Below are 14,256 nucleotides of genomic sequence, written 5' to 3' on the forward strand. Positions count from 1 at the left end.
GGCGACGATCACCGGGTTGCCGTCTTCCTCGATCACTGTTCGCCCGTGCTCGCCGACCGCCGTAACCGGTGCCGGGTACGCCGGCACCGGCTACGGCACATCGGCTGATGTCCGCACCCGGCCGGTCGGCCTTCTCACGTAACGATCGGTAGGTCTGCTCAGCGTGGGTAATCGAAGAAGCCGGCGCCGGTTTTGACGCCCAGCCGTCCGCTGCTGATCAGGTCGGTCAGCAGCCGCGGTTTGGTGACCTCGAGAGCATCGGCGACCGACGCGATGACGTCGAGGCCGATCATGTCGACCAGCTCGATCGGGCCGAGCGGATGCGAGCAGCCCAGTTTCATGCCACGGTCGACGTCCTCGGCGGTGGCGTGCCCGTCGCCGACCAGCCGGACGGCCTCGACGAGGTACGGCACGAGCAGCGCGTTGACCACGAACCCGGGCCGGTCGGCCGAGCGGATCACCTGCTTGCCCAGCGACCCGGTCAGGAACGCCTCGACCGCCTCGATCACCTCGGCTCCGGTCTGCTCGGCCGGCACCAGCTCGACCAGCGGCATGACGGTGGCCGGGTTGAAGAAGTGCGTGCCGACCACCCGGTGCGGGCGGCGGGTGCAGTCGGCGAGCGGGGTGATCCGCATCGACGACGTGTTGGTGGCGATGATGGTGGCCGGGTCGGTGAGCGCGTCCTCGAGGTCGGCGAAGAGCCGCCGCTTGAGTTTCTCCTCCTCGTGCACCGACTCGACGACGAGCTGCCGGTCGGCCAGGTCGCCGAGCGACTCGGTGAACCTGATCGCCGCCCGGAGCCGGTCGGCGTCCTCGACGGCGAGCTTGCCCTTGCGGACCGCTCGTTGCAGGGACTTGGTGATCCGCGCCTGCCCGGCCTCGGCCGACGCCGCCGACGAGACCGCGACCAGCACGTCCAGGCCGGCTTTGGCGCAGATCTCCGCGATGCCGGCGCCCATGGTGCCGCAGCCGACGATGCCGACGTGTTCGATCATGACGGCTCCGTCCAGCGCAGCAGCGTCGCACCGAGCGACATGCCGCCGCCGAACGTCGCTATCAGCACGAGGTCGTCCGTTTTGAGGTGGCCGTTCTGGTTGGCGTCGTCGAGGGCCAGGGCGGCCGACGCGCTGCCGGTGTTGCCGTAGCGCTCCAGGGTTCGATGCGTCTGCGCGGTGTCCAGGCCGCAGCGGGTGACGAGTTCGCCGAGCAGCACGCCGTTGGCCTGGTGGGGCACGAAGTGGTCGACGTCGCCGAGCAGGTGCCCGGCCCGTTCGACCAGGGTCTGCACCGCGCCGGGAACGTTGTCCATGACGAAGTCGCGGACACCGCGGCCGTTCATCCGGAAGAAGTGGTCGCCGTTGGCCACGGTCTCGGCGGTGAGCGGCATCCGGGTGCCGCCGCCGTCGACCCGGATCAGCCGCTGGGCGTGGCCGAAACTGGCCAGTTCCACGTCCAGGAACCCGCCCGAGGGGACCTGCCCGACCAGGGCCGCGCCGGCCCCGTCGCCGAGCAGCACGACCGTCTTGCGGTCGGTGACGTCCAGGATGCGGGAGTAGATGTCGGCCGCCACGACCAGGGCCAGGGCGCCCGGCTCCTGCGCGACCAGGGCGCGGGCCAGGGCCAGGCCGTAGACGAAGCCGCTGCAGACGACGTTGATGTCGAAGCAGGCGGCCCGGTCCGCGCCGATCAGGCTCTGCGTGACGTACGAGGTCGGCGGCTGCGGCGAGTCCGGGGTGGAGGTGGAGACGATCAGGTAGCGCAGGGCGCTCGCGGGCACGCCGGCCTGCTCGAGCGCCCGGTTCGCGGCCTCCGCCGCCAGGTCGGAGGTGGCCTGGTCGGGGGCGGCGTAGCGGCGGGTGACGATCTGCGTCTTGCGTTCGATCCACTCCGGGGTGACGCCCGCCGGTCCGGCGACGTCGTGGCCGGTCACGATCTGCTTGGGCACGTACGACCCGGTCGCGAGGATGCCGATGCCGGTCATGGTCACACCCGCGCCGTCGTCGTCGCGTAGGCGCGCCACGCGGTGATCCGGTCCTCGCCGATGCGCGCCCGCAGGTCCGGATCGGTGACTCCGGTGCCCTCGTGCGGGGCCAGGGCCAGCACACCGACCTTGCCGACGTGCCGGTTCTCCTGCACCAGGCGCAGCGCCTCGGCGGTGTCCGCGAGGGGGAACACGTCGGTCAGGATCGGCACGAGGCCACCCTGGCGGAACAGGCGGGAGGTCTCCCACTGCTCCTGCAGGTTGGCGATGTGACTGCCGATGATCCGTTTGAGGTTCATCCAGAGGTAGCGGTTGTCGTACTCGTGCTGGTACCCGGTGCTGGAGCCACAGGTCACCACCGCGCCACCGCGGCGTACCACGTGCACCGAGGTGCCGAAGGTGGCCCGGCCGACGTAGTCGAAGGCCACGTGCGGGTCCTCGCCCAGCTCGGCGCGGATCCTGCGGCCCAGGCGTTTGCCGTACTCGATGGCGTCGCCGGCGCTGTCGCCGTCGCCCATGCCGATCTCGCGCCGGTCGATGATCACGTCGCAGCCCTGCTCGCGCAGGATGTGTGCCTTGGCCTCCGAGCTGACCACGCCGACCGCGACGCCACCGCCGTTCTTGACCATCTGCACGGCGTATCCGCCCAGGCCGCCGGTGGCGCCCCAGATCAGCACGATGTCACCCTGTTTGATCCGGGCGCCCGCCTCGCTCACCAGCATCCGGTACGCCGTACCGGCGCACAGCGTGATCGACGCGGCCTCCTCCCAGGTCAGGTGGGCCGGCTTGGGAACCAGCTGGGTCGCCCGCACGACGGTGTAGTGGGCGAGCCCACCGAAGTTCGTCTCATATCCCCAGGCACGGCCGTACGGTCCCATCATCGCGTCGGCGTGACCGCGCGGGTCCTGATCGTCGACGTAGGCCGGGCTGATCATGACATGGTCGCCCACGTTCCAGTGCCGGACGCCGTCCCCGACGCGCACCACGACACCGGCCGCGTCCGAGCCGACGACCTGGTACGGCAGGTCGTGGCGGGTCGCGTAGCCGCCCTGGCGGGCGTACCGGCGCAGCGAGTCGAACGTCGAGATCGGCTCGAACATCGCCGACCAGACCGTGTTGTAGTTGATCGAGCTGGCCATCACCGCGACGACCACCTCGTCCGGGGCCAGCACGGGCATGCCGACCGCACCGACGTGCAGCGAACGCCGTACGTCCTTGTCGGTCTCCCCCTCGAACATCCCGGCGTCCCCGGCCCGCAGATGCGCCGCGAGGAACCGGTCCGGCAGCGGGATGCTGAGCAGTTCCTCCGGCGGGGCGCCGGCGATCACCGCCTCGGCCAACGTGTCCATGGTCTCCTCGCGATCGCGATCGGCAGCGGGTCCGGGTCTTCCCGCAGCATGGTGGGCGGTTCCCGGCCACCGACCCACCCCTGAGCCACCCCTAAGCGGGTACCACGATTCCCGTGACGACGAGCCCGCTGCGGTACCTCCAGCGGCCCTGGAACTCGGTCACCGGCAGCGGCGGATCGGCCAGCAACGTGGCCGTGAAGACCCCGTTCGGGTCCAGCTCGATCCGCGCCTCGTGGAACTGCAGGAATCGCCGCGTCAACGGGAACCACGCCTTGTAGACCGATTCCTTCGCGCTGAACAGGATGCGGTCCGCCGGCACGCCCGGGCCGAGCGCCTTGATCGTCACGTGCTCCTCCGGCAGCGCGATGGCCTCCAGCACCCCGTCCGGCAACGGCGCGGCCGGTTCCGCGTCCACGCCGATCGTTCGCACGTGACCGGCGAGGGCGACGGCGCAGCCGCGGAAGCCCGCGCAATGGGTCATGCTGCCCACCACACCCGGTGGCCAGCCCGGGGCGCCGCGCTCGCCCGGGAGGATCGGCACCGGCGCGATGCCCAGTTCCCGCAGGGCGGTCCGGGCGCAGTGACGGACGGTGGTGAACTCACGCCGGCGCTTCTCCACCGCGGACGCGATCATTTGTTGCTCGGCCGGGAACAGTGCGATACCGGGCGGGTCGGCGTAGACCTCGCAGGTGGCGACCTCCGGCAGCAGCTCGGCCAGCAGGCCGGTCATCTCGCGGCCCGCCGTGGGCAGCGCCGGGGGCCCGGCCGCACCGGAGGCGGCGATGAAGGACGACATGGCGGCCGCTCAGACATCGGCGGCCGCGAAGGCGGACGGCGCGGGGAGGCCGGCCGCCGCCGCGAGCGAGGCATCCGCCGCGGTGCCGGGCGCGCACGATCGCCGTAGGGCCGCCATCAGCCGGGGATCCGGCTCACCGCCGGCGCGGCGAGGACGACCCACCAGCGCCGCCGCCGCGGCCACCCATTCGCCGGGCGTAGCGATTCCGAGGAAGTCGGCCAGCCGGGTCAGTTCGGCGCCGGGCGTGGCGACCAGACTCTCGTACGTCAGCATCATCCATTCCTCGGCCGGAAGCCGGAGAAGCTCCCGGGCGCCCTCGGCGGTCATCTGCGCCCACATCGCACCGAACGCGGTCACCGGCACGTCGCTGCGCATGAGCTCGGGAAGCTTCGACGGGGTCGTCAGGTACTCCCGCAGGGTGGGCGGCAGAAGCCGGATCTGTTCGCTGCTCAGCTGCTCGGGGGCCGACAACCCGGTCAGCCGCGCCGCTTCCCGGCTCAGCAGCATCATCCAGAACCCGGCGTGCCGGCTCATCGACCGGGCCGAGTCCGCCCCGTCTCGGGTCAGGTAGACGAAACGCGCGTCCGGGAACGTTCGCCGCAGGCCCGGCACCATGCTCAGCGAACCGCCCGACCGTTCCACGACCACCGGCCGGTCGAACCGGTCGGCCAGGTAGGCGAACAGGGCCGTGTACTGCTCGCCGATCGGGCGGGCCGGCCAGGTCGGCACCTGTGCGGCCAGTTCGTCGTGCAGGGTGTCGGGGTCCTCGGTGAGCATGGGCAGGGTCATGTGACAGATCGCCGGAACACCGTCCTGCGGACGGAAACGACCCGTCCCGTACGGATAGACGAGCTCCGACACCCCGAGACCGGAGGAGACCATGACGTCCACGGCGGGGTCGGGCTCGCTGAGCATCCGCCAGAACGTCGCGCCGTCGGGCTTGCCGTCGAAGCATCCACGGTTGCGGACCGTGCTGAACAACTCGCTGACGCTGAGCACCTCGGGGTGCTCGCGCAGCATCCGGGAGACCAGAGTGGACCCGCACCGCCCGGTGCTGATCACGAATGTCGGAGCCATGGCTGTCCTTACCGTGACTGATGGGAAAGCGCGACTAGAGGGAGAGCAGGAGCAGCTGGTCGCTGATCAGGTTGATCACGGCGCGCTGGTGCTGGGCGAGGTAGAAGTGCCCGCCGGGGAACACCCGCAGCTCGAAGCCGCCGCTGGTGTGGTCGCTCCAGGCGGTGGCCTCGTCGATGGAGACCTTCGGGTCGTTGTCGCCGGTGAGCGCGACCACCGGGCAGTCCAGCGTCGGGCCGGGCTGGTAGCGGTAGGTCTCGGCGGCGGTGTAGTCGGCACGGATCGCCGGCAGGATCATCCGGAGCAGCTCCAGGTCACCGAGAATCCGGGTGTCGGTGCCGCTGAGCTTCTTCAACTCCTCGACCACGCCGTCGTCGTCGAGCCGGTGCACGGTCTCGTCCCGGTGCCGCGACGGCGCACGCCGGCCGGAGGCGAACAGGGTGACCGGGCCGGTGCCCAGCTCCTGCTTCATCCGCACCGCGACCTCGAACGCCAGGGTGGCGCCCATGCTGTGCCCGAAGAACGCCAGCGGCCGGTCCATCAGGGGGCGCAGCGCCGCGAACGACTGGTCGGCGAGCTCGGCGATGCTGGTCAGCGGCTTCTCCAGCCGGCGATCCTGGCGGCCGGGGTACTGCAGCGCCACCACTTGCAGGGTCGACTGCATGGCGTCGGACACCGGGTAGAAGAAGCTCGCCGAGCCGCCGGCGTGCGGGAAGCAAACCAGGGTGACGCGGCTGTTCGGTTCCCGGTGGAACCGCCGGATCCAGGGGTTGTCGTCGATCATCGAGCTGTCGCTTTCGGTTGAGTGGGTGGAACCGCCAGGGAGGTGATCCACTCGTCGACGACCTTCGCCGTCGCGGTGGCGTGTTCCTCCATGACCGAGAAGTGGTTGCCGGGCGTGTCCACGGCGAGGTGCGGAAGGGTCCAGGACGATCGCCAGTCGCCGTCGCGGGACCAGCCGAACATCGGCTCGGTGGCCCGGACCAGCAGGGTCGGCGCCGTGATCGGGGTCGGCTGCCAGCCGTGGAACAGCCGGACGTACCCGCCCATCGCGGTGAGCCGGGTGTCGTCCATCGGCACGTAGCCGTCCTCACGCTCGATCATGCCGCTGCTCAGCGCCGGCTGGATGCCGGCGAGCGCCTCCACGTCGTGCGAGTAGATGTCGATCAGCACGAGGCCGGTAACGCCAACCCCGCCGGACTCGAGCTCGGCGGCGACCGCCTGGGCCAGCATGCCGCCCGAGGAGTGCCCGACCAGGACGAACGGGCTCTCGCCGAGACGCGCGCGGATCGCCTCGGCCTGCGCCTGCACGACGGCCTGCACCGTGGCCGGGAGCAGCTCGCCGGGGCCGAAGCCGGGGGCGGCGACCGCGGCCACGGTCCGTCGTCCGCGCAGCGCGCCTGCGAACCGGACGTACTGGTGCGGCCCGGAGATGGCCAGGATCGACGGCAGGCAGACCAGCGCCGGCGTCTCGTCGCCGGTGGCCAGGCGTACCACCTCGACCGGCCGGGGCAGCTCGGCCGGTGTGCGGAAGGCCGGCCGGAACGCCGAGGCGCCCACCAGGACCTGGAAGAACTCCCCGGTACGGCCGGTCTGCTCGGCCTGGCGGAACATCGTCCCGAGCGTGCCGCCGGCCGGCGCGGACGCCGTCTGCGGCGTGCCGTCGAACTGTGCGGCCAGGTGGTCCACGAGCGCACCGGGCGTGGGCTGGTCGAACAGCAGCGTGGTCGGCAGTTTCAGTCCGGTCGCGGCCGCCAGCCGGTTGCGCAGCTCGACCGAGGTGAGCGAGTCGAAGCCCGCCTCCAGGAACGGGCGGCCGGGGTCGAGAGTCGCCGTCTCGGCGTGTCCCAGAACGATCGCGGTCTGCCGGTTCACCAGATCGGTCAGTGCGACGTGGCGGTCGTCGGCGCTCATCCGGGCCAGGTTGCGCTGGAAGGCGGCGAGAGCCTGCTCGTCGGGACCGGTGCGCGCGGCCGGGACGAGGCCGGCCAGCACCGGCGGCACCGCGGGGGCATGGCGTAGCGCGGCCAGGTCGAGAGCGACCGGGACGACCAGGGAGCGGCCGGTGGCCAGGGCGGCGTCGAAGGCGGCCAGACCCTGCTCGGCGGTGAACGCTACGATGCCGCCCTGCCGGATCCGGCGCTGCTCGGCGTCGCTGAGCGCGCCGCCCATGCCGGACTCCCAGAGGCCCCACGCGAGCGAGGTGGCCGGGATCCCTTGGGCGCGGAGCTCCTCCGCGTAGGCGTCGAGGAAGGAGTTCGCGGCGGCGTAGTTGCCCTGGCCCGGGTTGCCGAGGATGCCGGCCGCCGAGGAGAACAGGATCAGCGCTTTCAGCCCGCTCGTGGCAGCGACGACGTTACGCGCGGCGTCCACCTTGGCGCGGAACACCGTCCGTACCCGCTCGGGGGTCAGATCGGTCAGCAGCGCGTCGTCGAGGACACCGGCCGCATGGACCACCGCGGAGATCCGCTGGCCCCGCAATGCCTCGGCCACGGCGCTCGCATCACCCAGATCGCAGGCGACCGCCCGTACCGTCGCCCCCTCGATCTCCGTAGGCTTCGCCGACCGGGACATCAGCACCAGCTCGCGTACGCCGTGAGCCCGCACCAGATGTTGCGCGATCAGCCGGCCCAGCGTGCCCGTCGCACCGGTCACCAGCACAGCGCCGTCCCCGAAGTCGGGCGTCTCGCTGCCGGTGACCCGGACCAGGCGTGGCACCTGGACCACGCCGTCGCGGACCCGGGCCTGCGGCACCGGGTAGAACTCGTCGTCCGGCCCGTCCAGCAGGAAGATCCGGCCCGGGTTCTCCGACTGGGCGCTGCGCACCAGCCCCCACAGCGCAGCGTCCGACGGGTCGTCGCCGAACGTCCGCACGACCAGCCGCGACCCGGCCCACGCCGGGTCGGCCAGCCAGGCCTGCAGCTGGGCGAGCAGGGAGACCGTCCGCGCATACGTGTCACCGGGCGCGGACGCGTCCACGACCAGCACCTCGACCGGCTTTCCGGGCAGTTGCTCACCGAGGGTGATCGCCGTCGCGGGCGTTGCGGAGGCCGGCCGGGGCACCCATTCCACGCCGTAGGTGACCCGGTCGGCCAGCTGCGCCGCCGCGACCGGGCGCAGGGTGAGCCGCTCCACGCCGGCCACCGGCAGGCCGGCCGGGTCGGCCAGGTCGAGGCGCACAGCGTCGGCGCCGGCACTGACCAGCCGCGCGCGCAGGGTGTTGCCGGCCGGCGCGAAGCGGTGCACCCCGGCGAACGCGAACGGCAGCCGCAGTCCCTCGCCGGGCAGCATGGCGGCCGGCCCGATGGCGTGCAGCACCGCGTCGACCAGGGCCGGGTGCAGCCCGTATCCGTCGACCGGCGCCTCGGTGCGCACCTCGGCGAACACCTCGTCCCCGCGCCGCCACAGCCGGCGCAGCCCCCGGAAGGCCGGCCCGTAGGTGAGCCCGGCGTCGGCGAACGTCTCGTACAGGCCGGCGATCGGCAGCTCCTCGGCCCCGGCCGGTGGCCAGGTGACCAGATCGGCGTCGGGGTCGGGCGCCGGCGCGGCGGCGAGCGTGCCGGTGGCGTGCAGCGTCCACGGCCCGTCCTCGCCCTCGCGGCTGTGCACGCTGACCTGGTCGGCGGTGACCGTGACGCGGACCGGGACACTGCCCCGGCCCGGCAGTATGAGCGGCGCCTGCAGCAGGAGTTCCTCGATCGCCGGAAGGCCGGCCCGGCCGGCCGCGGTCAGGACCAGCTCGGCCAGGGCGGCACCCGGGACGATCATGCGGTCGGTCACGCGGTGCTCGGTGAGCCACGGCTGCGCGGCCGGGTCCAGGGTTCCGGTGAGCACGAGGGTCTGCGCATCCGGGATCTCGATCGCGGCGCCGAGCAGCGGGTGGCCGGTCGGTTCCAGGCCGAGGCCGTGCGCGTCGCCGGCCCCGCCGGGACGCGGGCGCGGCCACAACCGGCGGTGCGTGAACGGATAGGTCGGCAGGTCGGCGTGGCCGGTGCCGCCGACGACGGCCGGCCAGTCGACGTCGGCGCCATCGACGAACAGCGTGGCGACGGCCGTGACCAGCGTCGTCACCTCCGGTCGGCCGCGGCGCATCGTGGCGACCGCGTCCGGCACGAGGGTGGCCAGCACGGTGTCCGGGCCGACCTCGAGGACACGTCCGGTGTCGAGCAGGGCGGCAGCGTCGGCGAATCGGACCGGTTCGCGGACCTGCCGTACCCAGTACTCGGGGTCGGTCCAGCGCAGCGGCCGGTCCGGCTCGGCAGTGGAGATCGCGCGCAGGCGCGGCTCGGTGAAGGTCAGCGTCCGCACGACGGCCCGGAAGTCGTCGAGCATCGGGTCCATCAGCCGTGAGTGGAACGCGTGGCTGGTCCGCAGCCGCGTCGTCTTCCACGGGTGCTGCTCGACGGCGGCCATCTCCGCCTCGGTGCCGGCGACGACGACCGCCACCGGGCTGTTGATCGCCGCGATGTCCACGTCCGGGAACGCCGCGCGGACCTCGTCGGCGCCGGCCTGCACCGCGACCATGGCGCCGCCGCCGGGCAACGCCTGCATCAGGCGCGCGCGGGCGGCGACCATGGTGGCCGCGTCGGCGAGGGTCAGCACCCCGGCCGCGTACGCCGCGGTGATCTCCCCGATCGAGTGGCCGGCCACCACGTCGGGCTGCAGGCCCCACGAACGCAGCAGCGCCAGTTGCGCCACCTGCAGCGCGAAGATCGCCGGCTGCGCCCACCCGGTCTGTCCGGGCTCCAGATCCGGGATGTCCAGCAGCGCGGCGACCTCGTCGTACGCGGCCGCGAAGGTCGGAAACGCCTGATACAGCTCATGTCCCATGGCGGCGCGCTGGCTGCCCTGGCCGGTGAACAGCATCGCCAGGCGGCCAGGGCGCGCGACGCCGCGGATCGTCGTCGTGTCGTCGAGGCGCACGGCGCGGTGCGCCAGCACGGCCCGTCCGGCCAGGGTGCGTGCGGCGTGCGGCTGCTCGAAGCGGGTGGCCAGCATGGCGTCGAGGGCGGTCTCGTCGGCCGCGGTGAACACCAGCGGCCCGGTCACCTCGGGCACGGCTTCAACGGCCGGCGGCGCTTCCAGGATGACGTGCGCGTTGGTGCCGCTGATGCCGAACGAGGAGACCGCCGCGCGCCGGGGGCGATCGACGGACGGCCAGTCCCGGGTCTCGGTGAGCAGTTCCACGGCGCCGGCGGTCCAGTCGACCTGCGAGGACGGGCGCTCCACGTGCAGGGTGCGCGGCAGGACGCCGTACCGCATGGCCTGGACCATCTTGATGATGCCGGCGACCCCCGCCGCGGCCTGGGTGTGGCCCAGATTGGACTTGACCGAGCCCAGCCAGAGCGGCTCCGACCGGTTCTGGCCGTAGGTGGCCAACAGCGCCTGCGCCTCGATCGGGTCGCCCAGCGGCGTGCCGGTGCCGTGCGCCTCGACCGCGTCCACGTCGGCCGGTTCGAGGCGCGCGCCGGCCAGCGCCTGCTTGATGACCCGCTGCTGGGAGGGCCCGTTCGGGGCGGTGAGGCCGTTGGAGGCGCCGTCGGAGTTGACCGCACTGCCGCGCACCACAGCGAGGATCGGGTGGCCGAGCCGCTGGGCGTCGGAGAGCCGCTCGACCACGAGCATGCCGACGCCCTCACCCCAGCCGGTGCCGTCGGCGCCCTCGGCGAACGACTTGCACCGCCCGTCCGGGGCCAGGCCACGCTGGCGGGAGAAGCCGACGAAGGTGTTCGGGGTCGCCATCACGGTCACGCCACCGGCCAGCGCCATCTCGCACTCGCCGTTGCGCAGCGCCTGCACGGCCAGGTGCAGCGCCACCAGCGACGACGAGCACGCCGTGTCGACGGTGACGGTGGGCCCCTCCAGCCCGAAGGAGTACGCCACCCGGCCGGAGGCGATGCTGCCGCCGGTGCCCATGAACCCCTCGGCCGCGTCCGCGGAGTTCTGCACGACCAGCGCGTAGTCGTTGTACATGACGCCGACGAACACGCCGGTCCGCGAGCCGCGCAGGCCCAGCGGGTTCGTTCCGGCCCGCTCGAACGCCTCCCACGACGTCTCCAGCAGCAGCCGGTGCTGCGGGTCCATGGCCAGGGCCTCGCGCGGCGAGATCCCGAACAGGCCGGGGTCGAAGTCGGCCGCGTCCTCGAGGAAGCCGCCCTCGCGCGAGTACGTCGTGCCCGGGTGGTCGGGGTCCGGGTGGTAGAGGTTCTCGACGTCCCAGCCACGGTCGTCCGGGAACGCGCCGATCGCGTCGCGGCCCTGCGCGACCAGCTCCCACAGGTCCTGCGGATTCCGGACGCCACCGGGAAAACGGCAGGCCATGCCCACGATCGCGATCGGCTCGGCGGCGGCCTGCTCGGCCCCGCGCAGCCGTTCCCGGGTCTCGTGCAGCTCGGCGGTGACCCGCTTGAGGAAATACCTCAGCCGGTCCTCCGGAACCTGTCCTGACTCGCTCATCTGCCTACGCCTCTTCCGGGGTAACTCAGGAGATTCCGAATTCCTTGCCGAGCAGGTCGAACATCTCGTCGTCGGTGGCCGTCTCGAGCTCCTGCGCCAGGCTCGCACCGCCGCCCGGTCCGCCCTGCCAGGCGGCGAGCAGGCCGGCCAGCCGCGCGGTCACCCGGGACCGCTCGGTGTCGTCGGCCGCGGTCGCCCGCAGCCCCTGTTCCAGCTGATCCAGCTCGGCCAGCAGGGCCACGACCGGGGACACCACCTCGGGGCGCAGCTGCTCGGCGAGGTGACCGGCCAGCGCGGCGGCGTTCGGGTAGTCGAAGACCAGCGTCGAGGGCAGCCGCAGGCCGGTCACCGTCATCAGCCGGTTGCGCAGGTCGACAGCGGTGAGCGAGTCGAAGCCCAGCTCCTGGAACGCCCGGCCGGGCGGGACCGCGCTGCTCGACTCGTGGCCGAGCACCGCCGCGACCTGCGCCTGAACGGTTTCCAGCACGATCCGGTCCTGATCCTCGGCGGCCAGCCCGGCCAGGCGCGCGCCGAGCAGCGGACCGGTCGGGGCGGCGGTCTTGCGCGGGGTCCGGGCCAGGCCCGACAGCAGTGGCGGCAGCAGGCCGGCCTCGGCCGCCTGCCCCAGCGCGGCCGGGTCGAGCCCGAGCGCCGCGACCACCGGACTCTGCGTGGCGACCGCGGCGTCGAAGGCCGCGAGGCCCTGCTCGGCGGTGAGGGGGACGATGCCGCCGGCCCGCATGCGCCGACGTTCGGCGTCGCCCAGCGTGCCGCCCATGCCGGCGTCCCACAGGCCCCAGACGATCGAGGTCGCCGGGATGCCCTCGGCTCGCAACTGTTCCGCGTAGGCGTCGAGGAACGCGTTGGCCGCCGCGTAGTTGCCCTGCCCGGCGTTACCGAAGAGGCCGGCCGCCGAGGAGAAGAACACCAGCGTCGTCAGGTCCTTCGTGGCGGCCACGAGGTTCCTGGCCGCATCCACCTTGGCCCGGAACACCGTCCGCAGCCGCTCCGGCGTCAGGTCGGTCAGCAGCGCGTCGTCGAGCACCCCGGCCGCGTGCACCACCGCCGAGATCCGCTCCCCCGACAGCGCCGAGGCCACCGCGTCGGCATCCCCGAGGTCACAGGCGACCGCCCGTACCGAAGCTCCCTCGATGTGTGTCGGCTTCGCCGACCGCGACATCAGGATCATTTCGCGTACGCCGTGAGCCCGCACCAGATGCTCGGCCACCAGGCGCCCGAGCGTGCCGGTCGCGCCGGTCACCACCACCGTGCCGTCCCCGAAGTCCGGGGCGGCGCCGGGTCGCAGCCGCGACAGGCGGGGAACCAGCACGTCGCCGCCACGGACCCGTGCCTGCGGGACCGGGTAGAACGCGTTGTCCGGCCCGTCGAGCAGGAAGATCCGGCCCGGGTTCTCCGACTGCGCGCTGCGCACGAGTCCCCACAGCGCGGCGCCGTCCGGGTCCTCGCCGAACGTGCGCACCACCAGCCGGAACGACGCCCACGCCGGGTCGGCCAGCCAGCCCTGCAGCAGGGCCAGCAGCGTGCCGGCGCGGTCGAGAGCGGTGCCGGGTGCGGTCGCGTCGACGACGAGGGTGTCGACCGGCTCGGGCAGCGGGTCGCCCAGGGTGATCGCGGGGGCGGGTACGCCGTCGACCCGCTGCGGCACCCAGTCGATGCCGTACAGGAGCCGGTCGGCGGCTCCGCCCAGTTGGGCCGGGGCGACCGGTCGCAGGGCCAGGCTCTCGACGGTGGCGACGGGGGCGCCGTCCCGGTCGGCGAGGACGATCCGGACCGTGTCGGTGGCGGCGGCCGGGGTGATCGCCACGCGCAGGGCGGTCACCGTGCCCGCCGGTCGGCCCGGCGCCGGGTGGACGCCGGTGAAACCGAACGGCAGGCGGATGCCACCCTCGGACGGGAGGGCCCCACCGGCGCCGATGGCGTGCAGCGCGGCGTCGAACAGGGCGGGGTGAAGGCCGTACCCGGAAATCGGCTCGTCGATCTCGACCTCGGCGAACACCGTGCCGTCGTGACGCCAGACCCGCCCGAGGCCCTGGAAGGTGGGGCCGTATTCGAGGCCGCCGGCCGCCGCGGCCGGGTAGAAACCGGTCACGTCGATCTCGTCCGCGCCGGCCGGGGGCCAGGCGATCAGGCCGTCCTGGGGCGCAAGGGCGTCGCCCGCGGTGAGAGTGCCGGTGGCGTTGAGCGCCCACTCCTCGTCCTCGCCGGAACGCGAGTGGATGCTCAACGCGCCGTCGGCGGTCACGATCACGCGGATCGGCACGCCGCCGGTCTCCTCGACGGCGAGCGGCGCCTGCAGCACCAGTTCGTCGAGGACGGGCCGATTCACCTGATCGCCGGCGGCCAGCGCCATCTCGACCAGCGCGGTGCCCGGGACCACGGTGCGGCCGCCCACGGCGTGGTCCGGCAGCCAGGGGTGGCTGCGGGCGGTGAGCTTGCCGGTGAACACGCTGTCCCCGGAGGGCAGCGCGACGGCCGCGCCGATCAGCGGGTGCCCGGTGCCGTCCAAGCCCAGCCCGGACGCGTCACCGGCCGGTCCGGTCCGCGGCCGCGGCCAGAACCTGCGGTGGCGGAACGCG

General features: G+C 73.0%; 7 protein-coding genes and 1 pseudogene. All 8 read right to left on the reverse strand.

Features of this window, described 5'->3' with window-relative positions; genetic code table 11:
* Positions 1-158: 158 nt before the first annotated feature.
* Positions 159-995, reverse strand: a complete 837-nt coding sequence (locus tag Acy02nite_RS43845) for a 3-hydroxybutyryl-CoA dehydrogenase (RefSeq protein WP_203755449.1) — start codon at positions 993-995, stop codon at positions 159-161.
* Positions 992-2,020 (reverse strand): 3-oxoacyl-ACP synthase III family protein, encoded by a 1,029-nt coding sequence (locus Acy02nite_RS43850; RefSeq protein WP_239175841.1) that lies wholly within the window; start codon positions 2,018-2,020, stop codon positions 992-994. The genes Acy02nite_RS43845 and Acy02nite_RS43850 overlap by 4 nt, the downstream gene beginning before the upstream one ends.
* The gene (ccrA, locus tag Acy02nite_RS43855) at positions 1,984-3,330 is read right to left on the reverse strand and encodes a crotonyl-CoA carboxylase/reductase (RefSeq protein ID WP_203755451.1); all 1,347 of its coding nucleotides are present in this window, start codon (positions 3,328-3,330) and stop codon (positions 1,984-1,986) included. The genes Acy02nite_RS43850 and ccrA overlap by 37 nt, the downstream gene beginning before the upstream one ends.
* A 91-nt stretch (positions 3,331-3,421) precedes the next feature.
* The gene (locus Acy02nite_RS43860; protein WP_239175843.1) at positions 3,422-4,126 is read right to left on the reverse strand and encodes a 4'-phosphopantetheinyl transferase family protein; all 705 of its coding nucleotides are present in this window, start codon (positions 4,124-4,126) and stop codon (positions 3,422-3,424) included.
* 9 nt (positions 4,127-4,135) lie between these two features.
* Complete coding sequence (locus tag Acy02nite_RS43865; protein ID WP_203755453.1) at positions 4,136-5,203, reverse strand: sulfotransferase family protein; 1,068 nt, start codon at positions 5,201-5,203, stop codon at positions 4,136-4,138.
* Between the two features lie 34 nt (positions 5,204-5,237).
* The gene (locus Acy02nite_RS43870; protein ID WP_203755455.1) at positions 5,238-5,987 is read right to left on the reverse strand and encodes a thioesterase II family protein; all 750 of its coding nucleotides are present in this window, start codon (positions 5,985-5,987) and stop codon (positions 5,238-5,240) included.
* Positions 5,988-6,046: 59 nt separating this feature from the next.
* Positions 6,047-11,644, reverse strand: a pseudogene (locus Acy02nite_RS43875) (SDR family NAD(P)-dependent oxidoreductase); the annotation flags it as partial.
* A 40-nt stretch (positions 11,645-11,684) separates the two neighbouring features.
* On the reverse strand, positions 11,685-14,256 hold a 2,572-nt coding region (locus Acy02nite_RS43880), incomplete at its 5' end, for a type I polyketide synthase (protein ID WP_203755459.1).

Source organism: Actinoplanes cyaneus, from assembly GCF_016862095.1.
Lineage (GTDB): Bacteria > Actinomycetota > Actinomycetes > Mycobacteriales > Micromonosporaceae > Actinoplanes > Actinoplanes cyaneus.

Bases quoted from the DNA above. Each gene is read 5' to 3' on its own strand.
- Acy02nite_RS43845 (WP_203755449.1), bottom strand. From the start codon at position 995: ATGATCGAACACGTCGGCATCGTCGGCTGCGGCACCATGGGCGCCGGC.
- ccrA (WP_203755451.1), bottom strand. From the start codon at position 3,330: ATGGACACGTTGGCCGAGGCGGTGATCGCCGGCGCCCCGCCGGAGGAA.
- Acy02nite_RS43860 (WP_239175843.1), bottom strand. From the start codon at position 4,126: ATGTCGTCCTTCATCGCCGCCTCCGGTGCGGCCGGGCCCCCGGCGCTG.
- Acy02nite_RS43865 (WP_203755453.1), bottom strand. From the start codon at position 5,203: ATGGCTCCGACATTCGTGATCAGCACCGGGCGGTGCGGGTCCACTCTG.
- Acy02nite_RS43870 (WP_203755455.1), bottom strand. From the start codon at position 5,987: ATGATCGACGACAACCCCTGGATCCGGCGGTTCCACCGGGAACCGAAC.